Source organism: Agrococcus jejuensis (genome assembly GCF_900099705.1).
GTDB classification, from domain to species: domain Bacteria; phylum Actinomycetota; class Actinomycetes; order Actinomycetales; family Microbacteriaceae; genus Agrococcus; species Agrococcus jejuensis.
Genome location: NZ_LT629695.1, coordinates 2200560 through 2216609 on the forward strand (window position 1 = coordinate 2200560; position 16050 = coordinate 2216609).

Here is a 16050-nt window from a genome sequence, read left to right on the forward strand (position 1 = left end):
TCGGGCGGTGCGCACCGGGAGGTGAGCGCACGCCCAGGCCGCACGACTAGCGTCGCACCCGACCGCATCCGTGAAGGGGGAGCCGCCATGGCGAAGATCAACCGATCCGGAGGCGGCGGCCGATCGTCGGGCGGCGGCTCGTTCGGCGGCCGCCGCAGCTCGTTCGGCTCGTTCGGCGGCCGATCGTCGAGTGGCGGCTCGTTCGGCTCGTCGTCGAGGCGCTCGAGCGGCTCGCGCGGCTCGAGCGGTGGCGGGTGGTCGTGGGGCTCGTCGAGCAGCCGCCGGTCGTACGACCACGACTCGTACTCGGGCGGCGGCTACGGCGACGCCGAGAACCCGTTCACGTGGATCGGCGTGGTCGTGCTCGTGATCGTGGGCATCATCGCCTTCGCGATCATGACGCAGCAGTAGCCCGCGTCCGCGCAGGGATCGTGCATCCGCTGCATGGCAGGCTGAGCGCGTGCCCACGCAGCTGAAGCCCGCCGCCGCGACGCTCGCGGTGCTCGTCCTCGCCCTCACGGGCTGCCAGGGCGCGCTCGACGACGACGCCCCCACGGCCGCGCCGACGGCATCCGAGTCGACGACGCCCACGCCGACGCCCGAGCCCGAGCCGACCACGATCACGCTGAGCGCCGTCGGCGACTGGCTGCCGCACGACTCGGTCGTCTACGACGCCGAGCAGCCCGACGGCACCTACGACTTCGCGCACTTCGCCGACGCCGTCGCGCCCCGCTGGGCCGACTCCGACCTCGTGATGTGCGACCAGGAGGTGCCGAGCGCCGGCGACGAGACGGGGCTGTCGTTCTTCCCCCGCTTCAACGCACCCTCGGCGCTCACGACCGGCATGGCCGCGGCGGGCTGCGACACCATCAACCTCGCGAACAACCACCTCGCCGACTGGGGCCAGCAGGGCATCGACATCACGCGCGCCCAGTGGGATGCGCTGCAGCCGGCGCTCATCGCCGGCGCGAACCGCTCGCCGGAGGAGCAGCAGACGGTGTCGGTGACCGAGATCGACGGCGTGCGCGTCGCGTTCCTCGCCTTCACGCAGCTGTCGAACGAGGCGCACGACTCCTTCGCGCTCAACCGTCTCGGCGACACGGCGCTCGTCGAGTCCCTCATGGCGCAGGCCGTCGAGCAGTCCGACGTGCAGATCGTGTCGGTGCACTGGGGCACCGAGTACTCGCTCACCGAGGACCCCGCGCAGGTCGAGCAGGGCCAGTGGCTCGCCGACCTCGGCGCCGACGTCATCATGGGCACGGGTCCGCACGTGCTGCAGCCGGCGTCGTGGATCACGCGCGCCGACGGCACGCCGGCGTTCGTCTTCTACTCCGTCGGCAACTTCCTCTCCACGCAGATCGAGATCCCGCGCATCCTCGCCGCCATCGCGCAGATCGACCTCGTCGTCGACCCCGACGGCACGGTGACGGTGCAGGATCCGCGCGCGATCCCCATCTACATGCACTACGACCTGACGCCGCAGCAGCTCGCGTCGAACCAGCTCATCAACCGCGTCGACCTGCAGGTGTATCCGCTGGTGGATGCGGCGGAGCCGCTGACGCGGTCGGCGTGGCGCAACGAGCTCACGGTCGAGTCGGGCATCCAGTTCGTCACCGACGTGCTGGGCCCCGACGTGCGCATCACGCCGTAGCCGCGGCTCAGGCGAGTCGCGCGACCGCCCACGCCTCCGTCACACCCTCGCCGGGCGCGATGGTCAGCTGCACGGGACCTGCGTACGGCGCCGTGATCGTCGACACCTGCGCCACGTCGGCGTCGCACTCGATCGTGCCCTCCATGAGCAGCCGCTCGTCGGGCTCGGCGTCGACGGCGCGCTCGAGACGGAAGGTCATCGACGCGCCGCCCGTGCACTGCCCCTCGATCGCGACGGGCTGACCTGCCACCATCGGCGCGATCGCGATCGACGGCGTGGTGGGGACGCCGTCGACGATCGCGTGCTCGGCGCGGGCGAGATCGCCGTCGGCGGTCTCGGGCATGACGAAGGGCAGGGCGGAGGCGCTCGCCTCAGGCTCGGGGGATGCGCTCGCGGACGGTGCTGGGTCGGTCTCGGACGGGCTCGGGGAGGGTGCGGGGTCGCCCGCGCAGCCAGCGAGCACGAGGGCGCTGGCGATCGCCGCGAGGGCGGCCGTGATCGGGGCTCGGCGGGGGAGGGGCATGCGTGCCACGGTGCCAGCGCACGCCTCGCAGGTCACGGGGTTGCGGTGCTTCCACGACTTGGCACTTGACCAACCGGAAGGTAAATTAATCGGCATGGCTCCCCGCTCCTCCTCTCGCGTCGACGCGCTCGACGCCGCGCTCGCGCTGCTGCGCGACGGCGAGGCCGTGTCGCTCGAGTCCGCGGCGCGCGCCGCGGGCATCACGAAGCCCGGCCTCATGTACCACTTCCCCACGAAGCAGCAGCTCATGCTCGCGCTCGTCGACCATGTCGTCGACCGCTGCGAGGCGCAGATCCTGCTGCGCGTGCCCGACCCCGCATCCGCGACGCCCGTCGAGCTCACGATCGCCTACGCGCGCTGGGCGCTCGAGGACGAGCACGACGCGAGCGACCTCGTCGTGTTCGCCGATCCGCGCATCCGCGACGACCTCGCCGCACGCTGGACCGAGCGGTTCCGCGTCTTCGCGGCGCTCGACGGCGTCGAGCCCGCGCTGCGCACGCGACTCCTCGCCGTGCGGATGCTCGCCGACGGCGTGTGGTTCGCGTGCGCCGCCGACGTGCTGCCGCCGTCGCCCGCCGACCGCGCCGCGCTCGCGGACCTGGTCGACGAGCTGCTGGCGGTGACGGCGTGAGCCTCGTCGCTCGCCGCTGGCTGCTGCTGGCGGGCGCCATCGCGCTCGAGGTGACGGCGTCGCTGTCGCTCAAGGGCGCGCTCGAGACGCCCGGGCTCTACGCCGTCGTCGTCGCGGGCTACGTCGGCTCGTTCGCGTGCCTCGCGGGCACGCTGCGGGCCGGCATGCCGCTCGGCGTCGCGTACGGCATCTGGGGTGCGACGGGCGTCGCGCTCACTGCGGTGCTGTCGACCGCGCTGTTCGGCGAGCCGTTCACGCCGCTCATGGGCGTGGGCATCGCGCTCATCATCGGCGGCGTGCTGCTGGTCGAGCTCGGCTCGCAGGCCGCGCATCGGCGTGCGCATGAGGATGCGGTCGCGCCGTCGGGCGTCGAGGCAGGTCGGTGATGGCCTGGCTCGCGCTCGCCGCGGCGATCGTGCTCGAGATCACGGCGACGATGTCGCTGCGCATGGCGACGACGGGCGGGTCGCCGTCGCGTCGCTGGTACGTGCCCGTGGTGGTCGGCTACGTCGCCGCGTTCTCGATGCTGTCGGTCGCGCTGTCGCTCGGCATGGCGCTCGGCGTCGCCTACGGCATCTGGGCGGCGGCTGGCGTCGCGCTCACGGCGATCCTGTCGCGCGTGGTGTTCAAGGAGCCGCTCACGCTGGTCATGGCGCTGGGCATCCTGCTCATCGGCGCGGGGGTCGTGCTCGTCGAGCTGGGCGCCGCCCACTGACCCAGCGACCGATCCTTGAGGTGCGAGCGCAGCGAGCCTCGAAAGGATCCTGACCGAGGGCTGCATGCAGCAGTCTCCTGGCGGGCACCCTTCGAGGCTCGCTTCGCTCGCACCTCAGGGAGCGGGTTGGGGCGTCAGCCGGCGAGCGCCGAGTCGACGATCGCCTTCGCCTCCGCCTGCACCTGACGCAGGTGGTCGACGCCCACGAACGACTCGGCGTAGATCTTGTAGACGTCCTCGGTGCCCGACGGACGCGCGGCGAACCAGGCACGGTCGGTGACGACCTTGAGCCCGCCGATGCGGGCGCCGTTGCCGGGCGCCTCGACGAGCTTCGCCACGATGGCGTCGCCCGCGAGCTCCGTCGCCGTCACGGCGTCGCCGGTCAGCTTGCCCAGGCGCGCCTTCTGCTCGCGCGACGCGGGCGCATCCACCCGCTCGTACACCGGGGCGCCGAATCGGGCGGTGAGCTCGCCGTACAGCTGCGACGGGCTCTTGCCGGTGACGGCGCGAATCTCGGAGGCGAGCAGGCACAGCAGGATGCCGTCCTTGTCGGTCGTCCACACCGTGCCGTCGGCCGTGAGGAACGACGCACCCGCGCTCTCCTCGCCGCCGAACCCGACCGACCCGTCGACGAGGCCGGGCACGAACCACTTGAAGCCGACCGGCACCTCCCACAGGCGGCGGCCGAGCGACTCGGCGACGCGGTCGATCATCGACGACGACACGAGCGTCTTGCCGATCGCCGCATCCGCACGCCAGCCCGCGCGGTGCGTGTAGAGGTACTCGATCGCGACCGCGAGGAAGTGGTTCGGGTTCATGAGGCCGCCGTCGGGCGTCACGATGCCGTGGCGGTCGGCATCGGCGTCGTTGCCCGTGAGGATGTCGAACTCGTCCTTGCGCGCGAGCACCGAGGCCATGGCGTTGGGGCTCGAGCAGTCCATGCGGATCTTCTCGTCCCAGTCGAGCGTCATGAACGCCCACGTCGGGTCGATCGACGGGTTCGTGACCGTGAGGTCGATGTCGTACCGCTCGGCGATCGCCGCGTAGTACTCGACGGCGGCGCCACCGAGCGGGTCGGCGCCGATGTGCAGGCCGGCGGCGCGGATGGCGTCGAAGTCGATGACGCTGCCGAGCGCCTCGACGTAGTCGGCGCGGAAGTCCACGAGCTCGACGCGCTCGTCGCTGCCGCCCACGACCTCCGTGCGCTGCACCCCCTCGAGGCCCGCGGCGATGAGCGCGTTCGCGCGGTCGGCGATCCAGCTCGTCGCATCCGAGTCGGCGGGGCCGCCGTGCGGCGGGTTGTACTTGAAGCCGCCGTCGCGCGGCGGGTTGTGCGACGGCGTCACGACGATGCCGTCTGCCTGGCCGGCGTTGCCCGCCGCGTTGTAGGCGATGATCGCCCGCGACACCGCAGGCGTCGGCGTGACGGAGCCGCGGCTGTCTGCGACGACGCGCACGCCGTTCGCGACGAGCACCTCGAGCGCCGAGCGCTCGGCGGGCAGCGACAGCGCGTGCGTGTCGCGGCCGATGTAGAGCGGGCCCGTGATGCCCTGCGCCGCGCGGTACTCGACGATCGCCTGCGTGATCGCGAGGATGTGCGTCTCGTTGAACGCCGTGTCGAACGCGCTGCCGCGGTGGCCGCTCGTGCCGAACGCGACCTGCTGGTCGGGGTTCGAGGCATCCGGCACCAGCTCGACGTACGCCCGCTCCAATGCGGCGACGTCGATGAGGTCGGAGGGCTGTGCGACGGTGCCTGCTCTGCTCATGCCCTCATCCTGGCACTGCACGTGCACCGCGGCACCGGCTTGCATGGAGGGTTCGCGCCTACGCTGCGACGCGTGCACCTCATCGTCGATCTCGTCGCAGGACTCCTGCAGGCGATGGGGTCGTCGCCGGGGAGGTCGCGAGACGCGGCAGGACGCCGCGCGGCCCGTCTCGCGACCGTCATGCTCGTGTGCGTCGTCGTCGCGGTGGGCGTCGCGGTGCTCGTGCTGCTCGGCATCCAGAGCGCGCTCGAGCGCTGATGCGCGCGAGCCCCCATACGCTGGCATCGTGACGCGCTACTCGTACCTCGGCCCGGCTGGCACCTTCACGGAGCGTGCGTTGCTGCAGGTGCCCGGCGCCGACGTCGCCGACCGCGCACCCGTCGCCAACGTCGCCGAGGCGCTGCGCGACGTGACCGAGGGGCGGTCGGATGCGGCGATGATCGCCGTCGAGAACTCGCTCGAGGGCGTCGTGACGGCGGCGCAGGACGCGCTCGCGACCACGCCGGGGCTGCGCATCCTGTCGGAGCACCTCGTGCCGGTGTCGTTCGTGCTCGTGGCGCCGCAGGGGCAGGCGCTCGAGGAGGCGCGCGTCGTCGTGGCGCATCCCGTCGCCTACGGCCAGTGCCTGCAGTGGCTCGGCGAGCACCTGCCGAGCCACCAGCACATCCCCGCGTCGTCGAACGTCACGGCGGCGCTCGACCTGCAGCCCGGCCAGGTGGCGCTGTCGACGCCGTCGATCACCGACCACGTCGACGTGGCGGTGCTCGCGCGCGACGTCATCGACAACCCCAACGCCGTCACGCGGTTCGCGCTCGTCGGCCGCCCCGGCCCCCTGCCTGCTCGCACGGGCGCCGACAAGACGTCGGTGATCGCCGAGCTGCCGAGCGACGCCCCCGGCGTGCTGCTCGAGATGCTCGAGCAGTTCGCGACGCGCGGCGTGAACCTGTCGCTCATCCAGTCGCGCCCCATCGGCGACCGCCTCGGCCGCTACCGCTTCGTGCTCGACCTCGACGGCCACGTCACCGACGAGCGCGTCGCCGACGCCCTCATGGGCCTCAAGCGCTTCAGCCCCAAGGTCGTCTTCCTCGGCTCGTACGCGCGAGCGGATGCGGAGTCGACCGACGTGCACGAGCGGTACGGGGATGCGTCGTTCGTCGAGGCGCGCGACTGGCTGCGCAGCCTCCTCTCGGGCGAGCCGGAGGCGTAGTCGTGCGTCGGCTCATGCATCGCACGTTCGGCGGCCCCGCCGTGCTCGAGATCGTGCAGGAGCCCGATCCCGAGCCCGGCCCCGGCGAGGTGCGCGTGCGCGTGCACGCCGCGGCGCTCAACCCCGTCGACTGGAAGATCTTCACCGGCACGGCCGCCGCGACGAGCCGCGGGCTCGAGCCGCCGATGGGCGTCGGCAACGACGTCGCCGGCGTCGTGGACGCCGTCGGCGAGGGCGTGACCCACCTCGCGATCGGCGACCGCGTGTTCGGCTCGGCGCGTGCGAAGGCCATGCAGGACCGCACGGTGGTCGACGTCGCGACCGAAGCGCTCGTGCGCACGCCCGACGGGCTCGACGACCTGCGCGCCTCCTGCCTCGTCGTCGCCGGTCGCACTGCGTGGGCGGGCGTCGATCGACTCGCGCTCGGCGAGGGCGACACCGTGCTCGTCAACGGCGCCGCGGGCGGCGTCGGCGTGCTCGCCGTGCAGCTCGCGCGCCTGCGCGGCGCTCGCGTCGTCGGCACCGCCAACCCGCGCAACCACGACCGGCTCGTCGCCTACGGCGTCGACGCCATCCCGTACGGCGACGGCATGCTCGACCGGCTCCGAGCGCTCGGCGGCGTCGACGCCGTGTTCGAGACGCACGGCACAGCAGGCATCGACGCCGGCATCGCGCTCGGCGTGCCCCAGGAGCGCATGGTCGGCATCGCCGTGAAGGGCCACGCGGGCGTGGAGGGCGTGCCGACCGACCTCGGCCAGACCGGCGCGGCCCTCGCGGAGCTCGCGGCCCTCGCCGCCGACGGCACGCTCGACGTGCCGATCGCAGGCGTCGTCGGGCTCGAGGATGCGCACGACGCGTACCGCGTGCTCATGGGCGGGCACGTGCACGGCAAGCTCGTGGTCGACCTGCTGGCGCGCTGAGCCTTCGATAGTCGGCTGACGGGAGCGCGAGCAACCCCGCGCACGCCTCCGGGCTCGTGCGTAGCGTCGCTCTCACGGCGTGGCACGCCACGTCGCACGGGAGGGGGAGCGATGGCGGTGCGCGACGCCGACGATGGCAGCAGGTCGACCGGGGGACCGCGCGTGAGCGTCGTCGTGCCGGTCAAGGACGATGCGATCCATCTCGAGGCCTGCCTGCGCGGACTCGCCCAGCAGTCGACGACGGTGCACGAGGTCGTCGTCGTCGACAACGGGTCGACCGACGACTCCGCGGCCGTCGCGCGAGCGGCAGGCGCGGTCGTCGTCCCCTGCGACGCTCCCGGCATCCCCGCCGCGGCTGCCCGCGGCTACGACGCCGCGACCGGCGACGTGATCCTGCGACTCGACGCCGACTGCCGACCCGATGGCGCATGGGTCGCGCGCATGCTCGACCTGCTCGCCGCCGATCCGCGCGCGGCCGCCGTGTCGGGCCGTGCGACCTTCGTCGATGGTCCGCGAGCGCTGCGGAGACCGCTCGCCGCCCTCTACCTCGGCACCTACGTGGTGCTCGCATCCCTCGCGCTCGGGCATCCGCCGCTCTTCGGCTCCAACATGGCGATGCGCCGGGATGCGTGGCTCGCGGCCAGCCCGCACGTGCACCGCGACGACCCCGAGCTGCACGACGACCTCGACCTCGCCTTCCATCTCGGCGAGCGCGACGGCATCCGCTGGAGCACGGCGACCGGGATGGGCATGTCGATGCGTCCCTTCGGCACGGGGCGCGGGCTCGGGCGGCGTCTCGTGCGCGGGCTGCGCACGGTCGCCGTGCACTGGCCTGTCGACTTCCCGCCCCATCGATGGGCGCGCAGGGCCACCGTGGCGTTCGAGGCGACTAGCGCCGCCGCACGCGTCGCCCGCGGGCGGGAGCGCGCATGACCTCGATCCTCGGCGACGTCGACGAGCGGGCGCTGCACGTCGCGACCTGGAACATCCGCAGGCGCACGCCCGCGATGCGCCCCGCCGATCGGTGGCGCGAGCGCGCGCCGCGACTGCGCGCCGCCCTGCGCGCCGAGCAGCCGCACGTGCTCGCGGTGCAGGAGGCGATGCCCGACCAGGCGACGTTCGTGCGCGACGCCCTCGGCCCCGGGCATCGCGTGCTCGGTCGTGGCCGCGACGCGCGCGGCGACGACGAGGCGTGCCTGCTCGTCGTCGACGAGTCGCGCGTCGAGGTGCTCGACTGGTGGCAGCAGGCGCTGTCGGACGAGCCGGATCGTGCGGGCTCGCGATCGTGGGGCAACGTGCTGCCGCGCGTGCTCGTCGCCGCCGAGCTGCGCGACCGCGTCAGCGGCGCACCGCTGCTCGCGGTCTCGACGCATCTGTCGTTGACCTCGCAGCGTGCGCGGGTGCGGTCGGCCGCGGCGATCCGCGACGTCGTCGCCGCGCGCGACATGCCTGCCATCGTGCTCGGCGACCTCAACGCGGGCGAGCGCTCGCGCACGCTCGACGCGCTGCTCGCCGATGGCCTGCTGCACGACGCGTGGGACGTCGCCGCCGAGCGCACGACGCCGCAGTGGGCGACGCGACCGGCGTATCGTGCGCCGCGCGAGGGTGGCAGGAGGCTCGACTGGATCCTCGTGGGGCCGGGCGTCGACGTGCGCCGGGTCGCGATCGACGATCGGGCGTTCGGGGGCGGCTGGCCCTCCGACCACCTGGGCGTGCACGCCCGCGTGCGCCTCGACGGGGCCGTCGGATGACGACGGCGCGCGGGAGGGCTTGCGAGCGGCTCCGCGCCGACCTGCTGCGGCGGCCGGCGACGGCGTGGGAGGTGCTCGCCGACGTCGTGCGGGTGGCAGGGGTCGTGAGCATCGTCGTCGCGGGCGTCGGAGGGGGAGCGACGGACGCCGCGGTGCTGCTGCTCGCCGCGTCCGCGTCGCTGCTGCCGCGCATGCTGGGCCTGCGCGGCGGGCTCGACGCCGGCTTCGGCCTCGTCGTGCTCGTCGCCGCGTGGAGCGGCGTGCTCGACCTCTACACGAGCATCGCGTGGTGGGACGTCGCGGTGCACGTCGTCTGCACGGGCGTCGTGTCGATCGTCGCCCTCGTCGTGCTGGCGCGGGCCGGCGCCATCGCGCCGCCTCGGTCGTCGTCGACGTGGATGCCGGTCGTGCTCGCGACCACGGTCGGGCTCGCGCTCTCGGCGCTGTGGGAGATCGTGGAGTGGCTGGGCCACACGCTCGTCGACTCGCAGATCTTCGTCGCGTACGACGACACGATCGGCGACGTCGTCGCCGGCGGCGTCGGCGCCCTGCTGGGCGGCGTCGTCGCGGGGCTCGTGCGGCTCGAACGCGTCAGGGCAGACGCGGGTCGAGCACCGTGATGCCCGCCGCGGGCGCGTCGGCGCCGACGAGCGTCGCCGCCTCGGCGAGGCCCACGGTGCGCTGCACGAGCCGCTGCGGCCGCAGCGCGCCGCTCGCCACGAGCTCGAGCAGCCGCGGGTAGTCGTGCGCGGACATGCCGTGGCTGCCCAGCACCTCGAGCTCCCAGCCGATGACGCGACCGAGCGGCAGCGCCGGAGGAACGCCGGCGAGGAGCCCCACCTGCACGTGCCGACCGAGGCGGCGCAGCGACAGCACGCTCGACACCGCCGTCTCGGCGCTGCCGACGGCGTCGAGCGACACGTGCGCGCCGCCCGTGCGCACGACGACGTCGGCCACCGCGTCGTCGCCTGCGACGACCGTCGCCTCGGCGCCCAGCTCGCGCGCGAGGTCGAGGGCATCCGACGAGCGGTCGATCGCCACGACGCGCGCCCCGAGGGCCGTCGCGATCATGACGGCGCTCAGGCCCACGCCGCCAGCGCCCCACACCGCGACCCACTCGCCCGACTGCACGCGTGCTCGCGACGTCAGCGCGCGGAACGCGGTGGCGAAGCGGCAGCCCAGGCTCGCTGCCGACGCCTCGTCGATGTCGTCGGGCAACGCCACGAGGTTGGCGTCGGCAGCGCGCACCGCGACGAGCTCGGCGTGGGATCCGGGATGCGTGAAGCCCGGCTGCGTCTGGTCGGGGCAGACCTGCGCCTGGCCAGCCAGGCACCAGCTGCACCTCCCGCAGCCGTGCACGAACGGCACGGTGACGCGATCGCCGACGCGCCAGCCGACGACGCCCGCGCCGACCTCGGCGATCGTGCCTGCGAGCTCGTGCCCGGGCACGTGCGGCAGCGTCACCGAGTCGTCGTGACCCGCCCACGCGTGTCGATCGCTGCGGCACAGGCCCGAGGCGGCGACGCGCACGACCACGCCGCCGTCGGGCGCGACGGGATCGGGCAGGTCCTGCACGCCGACGGGGCCGCCGAACCGGTCGTAGACGAGCGCGCGCATGGCCGCTAGGAGACGGGCCGCGCGAGCGACACGCGCTGCGGCGCCTTCACGATCAGCGCACCCGGCTGGATCGAGAACCGCATCGCGATGGCCTCGCCGTACGGGTCGCCGTCGATCTGCACCGGCATCGGCTCGTCGAGGCGCGCCTTGAACTCGGTGCACTGGCCGTAGCCGAGCGTCGGCACCGCCTTCTGCGGCCCGATGAGCCTCTTGCGGCGCAGCACGCGCGTGAGCAGCGCCGAGTTCACGGTCACGTACTTCACGACCTGCAGCCAGCCGTACGCATCCTTGGGCCGCAGGATGGCGACGTCGAGGCGACCGTCGTCGATCTTCGCGTCGGGCAGCAGCACGACGTTGCCGGTGAGGGCGCCGCAGTTGCCGACCATGAGCGTGTTGAGGCCCACGGTGCGCTGCTGGCCGCCGTCGACGCGGTAGCGCATGCGCACGCGCTGGATGCGCTGCACCGACTTGACGATCGCGTCGACGTACGCGAGCCAGCCGACCTTCTTCTTCAGGTCGGCATCCGTGTTCTGCACCATGGCGGCGTCGAGGCCGAAGCCGGCGATGACGACGAACGCGTGCTTCGCCTTGCCGCCGTCCTCGCGCTCGAACTCCGCCCAGCCCACGTCGATGCGGCGGTCCTTGCCGTCGAACGCGGTGCGCACGGATGCGCGCAGGAAGGTGAGGTCGATGCCGAGGTTGCGTGCGAGCAGGTTGCCGGTGCCCGAGGGCAGCACCGCGAGCGCGATGTCGGTGCCGGCGAGCAGCTCGGCCGCCATGCGCACCGTGCCGTCGCCGCCGGCGACGAGCGCGACGTCGACGCCCTCGGCGATCGCCGCCTCGACGGCCTTGCGGCCGTCGTCGTCGGCGTCGGTCTCGAACCAGAGCGCCTCGTCCCAGTCCTCGGGCTGGGCACCCTCGACGGCCTTCTCCAGCGCTCGCAGGTCGGCCTTCACGGGGTTGTAGACCACGGCTGCACGCATGTGCTCACCCTAGACTGGACGAGTGATCGACCCCTCCCTCTTGCGTGAGCATCCCGAGTCGGTGAGGCACAGCCAGCAGGTGCGTGGCGACTCCGTCGACGTCGTCGACGAGGCCATCGCCGCCGACGCGTCGCGCCGCGCGGCGATCGGCGAGTTCGAGCGCCTGCGCGCTGCCCAGAACGCGCACGCCTCCCTCGTCGGCAAGGCCTCGAAGGAGGAGCGCCCCGCGCTCATCGCGCAGGCGAAGGAGGCCTCCGAGCAGGTGAAGGCCGCGCAGGCCGCCGTCGGCGACGCCGAGTCGGCGCTCGACGCCGTCATGGGCCGCATCGGCAACCTCGTGCACCCCTCCGTGCCCGCCGGCGGCGAGGAGGACTTCGCGCTGCTGTCGACGCACGGCACCGAGCGCACGTTCGACTTCGCCGCGCGCGACCACGTCGAGCTCGCCGAGGGCCTGAAGGCGCTCGACCTGCAGCGCGGCGTGAAGGTGTCGGGCAGCCGCTTCTACTTCCTCTCGGGCATCGGCATGCGCCTCGAGCTCGCGATCATGCTCATGGGCCTCGACGAGGTGCTCGCCGACGGGTTCACGCCGCTCGTGACGCCGACGCTCGTGCGCCCCGAGGTCATGCAGGGCACCGGATTCCTCGGCGAGCACGCCGCCGAGGTGTACCACCTGCCCGCCGACGACCTCTTCCTCACGGGCACGTCGGAGGTGGCGCTCGCCGGCTTCCACGCCGACGAGATCGTCGACGTCGAGCAGCCGCTGCGCTACGCCGGATGGTCGACCTGCTACCGCCGCGAGGCGGGCTCCGCAGGCCGCGACACGCGCGGCATCCTGCGCGTGCACCAGTTCAACAAGCTCGAGATGTTCTCGTACGTGCAGCCCGACCAGGCGGAGGCCGAGCACGAGCGCCTGCGCGCGCTGCAGGAGCGCATGCTGCAGGCGTGCGAGCTCGACTACCGCGTCATCGACGTCGCCGCGGGCGACCTCGGCTCGTCGGCGTCGCGCAAGTTCGACATCGAGGCGTGGGTGCCGTCGCAGGGCACGTACCGCGAGCTCACGTCGACGTCGAACTGCACGACGTTCCAGGCGCGCCGCCTGAACACGCGCTACCGCACCGAGACGGGCAAGACGGCCCCGGTCGCGACGCTCAACGGCACCGCGGCGACGACGCGCTGGCTCGTCGCCATCCTCGAGACGCACCAGCAGCCCGACGGCTCGGTGCGCGTGCCCGAGCGGCTGCGGCCGTACCTCGGCGGCCTCGAGGTGCTGGAGCCCGTCGCGTGACGGACCGCTGGCTCGTCGCGCTCGACATCGACGGCACGACCGTGCGCGAGGACGACTCGCTGTCGGCGCGCGTCGCCGACTCGGTGCGCGCCGTCGTCGATGCCGGGCACCTCGTGGTGCTCGCGACCGGCCGCTCGCAGTCGACGACCGTCGGCCTCGCCGAGCGCATCGGCATCCACCCCGAGTGGATGGTCGTCGCGAACGGCGCGCTCGTGCTGCAGGCCCAGGGCGACGGCTACGTGCAGGAGCACGTCGAGGTGTTCGACGCCGCGCCGGCGCTGCAGCGCATCGTGCAGGGTCTGCCCGAGGCGCGCTTCCTCGTCGAGGATGCGACGGGCTTCCGCCGCTACACGCGCGGCATGGACGACTGGAACCTCGAGCACGCCGAGGAGGTCGAGTTCGACGGCCTCACCGTCGAGCCCGCGATGCGCGTCGTCGTCATGAGCCCCGACCACGCCGTCGAGGACTTCCTCGAGATCGTCGAGGGCATGGGCCTGCACAAGGTCTCGTACGCCATCGGCTTCTCGTCGTGGCTCGACATCGCGCCCGACGGCGTCAACAAGGCCACGGGCCTGCAGCGGGTCGTGGATGCGACGGGCATCCCGCGCGAGCGCGTGCTCGTCGTCGGCGACGGGCGCAACGACATCGACATGCTCGAGTGGGCTGCCGCAGGCGGCGGTCGCGCCGTCGCGATGGGGCAGGCGCCTGCCGAGGTCGCCGCGGCCGCGAACGAGCGCACCGCATCGGTCGAGGACGACGGCCTCGCCGACGTGCTCGAGCCGCTCGCCGCCTTCGGCTCCGTCACGGTCTGACGCGGTCGGCGCGCTCGCGCCGCGGGGCGTCGGATGCAGGCGCGCCGCATCCTTGGCAGGCTCATAGCCGGGGGCTCGGGCGGCTGCGAGGTGCGCCCGGTACGATGAGCCGTCCGCGCCGCGGGCTGGGAGGGCTGTCCGAGCGGCCGATGGAGCCGGTCTTGAAAACCGGTGGGCAGCGATGCCTCGTGGGTTCGAATCCCACGCCCTCCGCGCATCCGCACCACGCTGCCGCACCGGAAGGAGACCGATGGCACCGCCGAAGATCGTCGACGCACCTGAGGTTCGACCGCGCCACGGGCGCCTGCGTCGACGCCACCCGGTGCGCCGCATCGTCGGGTTCGTGGCCCTCGGCCTCACCGTCGTGCTCGTCGCGACCGTGGGCGTGCTCGGCATCTCGTTCCTGCAGCTGCAGGGCGACGTCGAGACCGTCGACCTCGCCGGCGACCCGCCTCCGGCGTTCGCCGAGCAGCAGGGTGCGTTCAACATCCTGCTCGTCGGCTCCGACTCGCGTGACGGCCAGGGCTCGGTCGACGACGGCTACTCGGGCAACGCGCTCAACGACGTGACGATGGTGCTGCACGTCTCGGAGGACCACCAGCGTGCGACCGTCGTGTCGTTCCCGCGCGACCTCCTCATCGACTTCCCGGCGTGCGCCGACCCCGAGGGCGGCGCCGACATCCCCGCCGCCCGCAACCAGCAGCTCAACACGGCGCTCGGCCGCGGTGGCCTGGGCTGCGTCGCGACGGTCGTCGAGTCGATCTCGGGCCTCGACATCCCGTACGCGGCGCTCATCGGCTTCGACGGCGTCGTGAACATGTCGAGCGCCGTCGGCGGCGTGCCGGTGTGCTTCGCCGGCGACATCGCCGACCCGTACACGGGCTTCTACGCGTCGGAGGGCACGCACGACATCGCCGGCGAGCAGGCGCTCGCGTTCCTGCGCATGCGCCACGGCGTCGGCGACGGCTCCGACCTGTCGCGCATCTCGTCGCAGCAGGTGTTCCTGTCGTCGCTCATCCGCAAGCTGCAGTCGGATGCCGTGCTCACCGACCTCGGCAGGCTCTACGCGATCGCGCAGGTCGCGACGTCGTCGATGACGATGTCGACGTCGCTCAACGACGTCGGCACGATGGTGTCGATGGCGCGGGTGCTCGCGAACATCCCGCTCGACACGATGCAGTTCATCCAGTACCCGTCGGCGTCGAACGGCACGGGCCGCGTCGTGCCGACCGCGGTCGCCGACGAGGTCATGGCGCTCATCGCCGCCGATCAGCCGGTGACGCTCGACCCGAACGCGACGGGCCAGGGCGCCGAGTCGACGGCCGACCCGAACGCGACCGACCCTGCGACGACCGACCCGACGGCGACCGACCCGGCCACGACGGACCCGGCGACGGATCCGACCGCGACCAATCCGGCGACGTCCGACCCGGCCACGACGCCTCCCGCGACGGAGACGCCGATCGAGGGCGTGCAGGGCACGGATGCGTCGCAGCAGACCTGCGTCGTGCCGTACCAGTTCTGACCTGCTCGGTGCCGCCTCGCGGCGGTGCGGAGCCCATGCCACGGTTTGCTAGAGTCGTGGTCGGCCTTCGGGCCATGGAGACGTCGCATAGTTCGGCCTAGTGCACCACCCTGCTAAGGTGGAGTCCCCTTATAGGGGACCGAGGGTTCAAATCCCTCCGTCTCCGCGTCTGACCCCCGGATCCTCGATCCGGGGGTCTTCGCGTCTCTCCCGGCTACGGATCAGAAGGTTGGGTGCTCGATCGCCGACAGATGTCGGAGAGCAACCCTGGACACTCCATAGGGTCGCGGAGGACCCTGCTGGCATGGGCGAGACGGCATTCCACAGCAGAGGGCACGGTGCGGGCGCAGCAGGATCCGAGCCTCGGCTCGATGCCGCTGGCTCGCATCCGCGCCGTGGAGGTCTCGTCGCCGCATGGTCGGGCCTCGGCGTGTGCGTCATCGGCACGCACGACCCGCGCAAGGCGGCCGACGCCTGGCGCGACCTCATGGACGAGCGGCACGCTGACGACGACGAGGCGCCAGAGGACGGCCTCGACGCCTCCGCGTGGTGGCACGCGCAGCACCGCTGGGCGCGGCTCGGCGACCGTGGCTGGGAGCTCGTGCGCGATCGCGAGGACGGCACCGAGCCGGCGATGGTGCTCGTCGGCGTCTACAAGGAGTGA

General features: G+C 72.9%; 19 protein-coding genes and 2 tRNA genes. 17 read left to right on the plus strand and 4 right to left on the minus strand.

The genetic code is table 11. The annotated features are described in order from the left end of the window. Positions 1-87 precede the first annotated feature (87 nt). Both BLQ67_RS16715 and BLQ67_RS10275 read left to right on the plus strand, forming a co-directional pair. On the plus strand, positions 88-411 hold the full coding sequence (locus BLQ67_RS16715; protein WP_197674598.1) for a hypothetical protein: 324 nt from the start codon (positions 88-90) through the stop codon (positions 409-411). 49 nt (positions 412-460) lie between these two features. Beyond that, entirely contained in the window at positions 461-1651 is a 1191-nt protein-coding gene (locus BLQ67_RS10275; RefSeq protein WP_092504793.1) for a CapA family protein, read from the plus strand. 7 nt (positions 1652-1658) lie between these two features. Here BLQ67_RS10275 and BLQ67_RS10280 read toward each other — a convergent pair whose 3' ends face one another. Next, the gene (locus tag BLQ67_RS10280; RefSeq protein WP_092504795.1) at positions 1659-2174 is read right to left on the minus strand and encodes a hypothetical protein; all 516 of its coding nucleotides are present in this window, start codon (positions 2172-2174) and stop codon (positions 1659-1661) included. Between the two features lie 58 nt (positions 2175-2232). Here BLQ67_RS10280 and BLQ67_RS10285 point away from each other — a divergent pair, with 58 nt between their 5' ends. The 3 genes from BLQ67_RS10285 to BLQ67_RS10295 are packed head-to-tail and all read left to right on the plus strand — an operon-like array spanning position 2233 to position 3520. Continuing rightward, positions 2233-2805, plus strand: a complete 573-nt coding sequence (locus BLQ67_RS10285; RefSeq protein ID WP_231945025.1) for a TetR/AcrR family transcriptional regulator — start codon at positions 2233-2235, stop codon at positions 2803-2805. After that, positions 2802-3191, plus strand: coding sequence for a DMT family transporter (locus tag BLQ67_RS10290; RefSeq protein WP_092504799.1), 390 nt, complete (start codon positions 2802-2804; stop codon positions 3189-3191). Before BLQ67_RS10285 ends, BLQ67_RS10290 begins: the two co-directional genes overlap by 4 nt. After that, entirely contained in the window at positions 3191-3520 is a 330-nt protein-coding gene (locus BLQ67_RS10295) for a DMT family transporter (RefSeq protein WP_092506891.1), read from the plus strand. The genes BLQ67_RS10290 and BLQ67_RS10295 overlap by 1 nt, the downstream gene beginning before the upstream one ends. A gap of 134 nt (positions 3521-3654) precedes the next feature. Here BLQ67_RS10295 and pgm read toward each other — a convergent pair whose 3' ends face one another. Continuing rightward, positions 3655-5286, minus strand: coding sequence for a phosphoglucomutase (alpha-D-glucose-1,6-bisphosphate-dependent) (gene pgm, locus BLQ67_RS10300; protein WP_092504801.1), 1632 nt, complete (start codon positions 5284-5286; stop codon positions 3655-3657). Positions 5287-5358: 72 nt separating this feature from the next. Here pgm and BLQ67_RS16890 point away from each other — a divergent pair, with 72 nt between their 5' ends. The 6 genes from BLQ67_RS16890 to BLQ67_RS10325 all read left to right on the plus strand — a co-directional run bounded on the left by BLQ67_RS16890 (position 5359) and on the right by BLQ67_RS10325 (position 9784). After that, complete coding sequence (locus BLQ67_RS16890; protein WP_231945026.1) at positions 5359-5544, plus strand: hypothetical protein; 186 nt, start codon at positions 5359-5361, stop codon at positions 5542-5544. A gap of 28 nt (positions 5545-5572) precedes the next feature. Continuing rightward, a complete protein-coding gene (gene pheA / locus BLQ67_RS10305; protein ID WP_231945027.1) occupies positions 5573-6493 on the plus strand; it encodes a prephenate dehydratase in 921 nt (306 codons plus the stop codon). A gap of 14 nt (positions 6494-6507) precedes the next feature. Further along, positions 6508-7413: an NADP-dependent oxidoreductase gene (locus tag BLQ67_RS10310; RefSeq protein WP_092506892.1), complete on the plus strand. Its 906-nt coding sequence runs from the start codon at positions 6508-6510 to the stop codon at positions 7411-7413. 111 nt (positions 7414-7524) lie between these two features. Then, positions 7525-8346 (plus strand): glycosyltransferase family 2 protein, encoded by an 822-nt coding sequence (locus tag BLQ67_RS10315; protein ID WP_092504805.1) that lies wholly within the window; start codon positions 7525-7527, stop codon positions 8344-8346. Further along, a complete protein-coding gene (locus tag BLQ67_RS10320; RefSeq protein WP_092504807.1) occupies positions 8343-9164 on the plus strand; it encodes an endonuclease/exonuclease/phosphatase family protein in 822 nt (273 codons plus the stop codon). Before BLQ67_RS10315 ends, BLQ67_RS10320 begins: the two co-directional genes overlap by 4 nt. Next, positions 9161-9784, plus strand: a complete 624-nt coding sequence (locus tag BLQ67_RS10325) for a hypothetical protein (protein ID WP_092504809.1) — start codon at positions 9161-9163, stop codon at positions 9782-9784. The genes BLQ67_RS10320 and BLQ67_RS10325 overlap by 4 nt, the downstream gene beginning before the upstream one ends. On the opposite strand, the gene BLQ67_RS10330 is transcribed toward BLQ67_RS10325, so the two are convergent. Continuing rightward, positions 9756-10781, minus strand: coding sequence for an alcohol dehydrogenase catalytic domain-containing protein (locus tag BLQ67_RS10330; RefSeq protein ID WP_092504811.1), 1026 nt, complete (start codon positions 10779-10781; stop codon positions 9756-9758). The two genes, BLQ67_RS10325 and BLQ67_RS10330, sit on opposite strands and share 29 nt — an antisense overlap. A 5-nt stretch (positions 10782-10786) precedes the next feature. Next, complete coding sequence (locus BLQ67_RS10335; RefSeq protein ID WP_092504813.1) at positions 10787-11764, minus strand: diacylglycerol/lipid kinase family protein; 978 nt, start codon at positions 11762-11764, stop codon at positions 10787-10789. A gap of 22 nt (positions 11765-11786) precedes the next feature. Between BLQ67_RS10335 and serS the strand changes: the two genes are divergently transcribed. The 6 genes from serS (at position 11787) to BLQ67_RS10365 (ending at position 16050) form a co-directional block, all read left to right on the plus strand. Continuing rightward, a complete protein-coding gene (gene serS, locus BLQ67_RS10340; RefSeq protein WP_092504815.1) occupies positions 11787-13049 on the plus strand; it encodes a serine--tRNA ligase in 1263 nt (420 codons plus the stop codon). Then, entirely contained in the window at positions 13046-13861 is an 816-nt protein-coding gene (locus BLQ67_RS10345) for an HAD-IIB family hydrolase (protein ID WP_092504817.1), read from the plus strand. Before serS ends, BLQ67_RS10345 begins: the two co-directional genes overlap by 4 nt. Before the next feature lie 128 nt (positions 13862-13989). Beyond that, positions 13990-14074 (plus strand) — tRNA-Ser (locus tag BLQ67_RS10350). A gap of 37 nt (positions 14075-14111) precedes the next feature. Further along, positions 14112-15386: an LCP family protein gene (locus BLQ67_RS10355; RefSeq protein ID WP_157674793.1), complete on the plus strand. Its 1275-nt coding sequence runs from the start codon at positions 14112-14114 to the stop codon at positions 15384-15386. A 76-nt stretch (positions 15387-15462) separates the two neighbouring features. Beyond that, positions 15463-15552 (plus strand) — tRNA-Ser (locus BLQ67_RS10360). Between the two features lie 138 nt (positions 15553-15690). Next, on the plus strand, positions 15691-16050 hold the full coding sequence (locus BLQ67_RS10365; protein WP_092504821.1) for a hypothetical protein: 360 nt from the start codon (positions 15691-15693) through the stop codon (positions 16048-16050).

Bases quoted from the DNA above. Each gene is read 5' to 3' on its own strand.
- BLQ67_RS10295 (WP_092506891.1), top strand. From the start codon at position 3,191: ATGGCCTGGCTCGCGCTCGCCGCGGCGATCGTGCTCGAGATCACGGCG.
- BLQ67_RS10355 (WP_157674793.1), top strand. From the start codon at position 14,112: ATGGCACCGCCGAAGATCGTCGACGCACCTGAGGTTCGACCGCGCCAC.
- BLQ67_RS10330 (WP_092504811.1), bottom strand. From the start codon at position 10,781: ATGCGCGCGCTCGTCTACGACCGGTTCGGCGGCCCCGTCGGCGTGCAG.
- BLQ67_RS10335 (WP_092504813.1), bottom strand. From the start codon at position 11,764: ATGCGTGCAGCCGTGGTCTACAACCCCGTGAAGGCCGACCTGCGAGCG.
- BLQ67_RS10320 (WP_092504807.1), top strand. From the start codon at position 8,343: ATGACCTCGATCCTCGGCGACGTCGACGAGCGGGCGCTGCACGTCGCG.
- BLQ67_RS10310 (WP_092506892.1), top strand. From the start codon at position 6,508: ATGCATCGCACGTTCGGCGGCCCCGCCGTGCTCGAGATCGTGCAGGAG.
- BLQ67_RS10315 (WP_092504805.1), top strand. From the start codon at position 7,525: ATGGCGGTGCGCGACGCCGACGATGGCAGCAGGTCGACCGGGGGACCG.
- BLQ67_RS10365 (WP_092504821.1), top strand. From the start codon at position 15,691: ATGGGCGAGACGGCATTCCACAGCAGAGGGCACGGTGCGGGCGCAGCA.
- pgm (WP_092504801.1), bottom strand. From the start codon at position 5,286: ATGAGCAGAGCAGGCACCGTCGCACAGCCCTCCGACCTCATCGACGTC.
- BLQ67_RS10325 (WP_092504809.1), top strand. From the start codon at position 9,161: ATGACGACGGCGCGCGGGAGGGCTTGCGAGCGGCTCCGCGCCGACCTG.
- BLQ67_RS16715 (WP_197674598.1), top strand. From the start codon at position 88: ATGGCGAAGATCAACCGATCCGGAGGCGGCGGCCGATCGTCGGGCGGC.
- BLQ67_RS10280 (WP_092504795.1), bottom strand. From the start codon at position 2,174: ATGCCCCTCCCCCGCCGAGCCCCGATCACGGCCGCCCTCGCGGCGATC.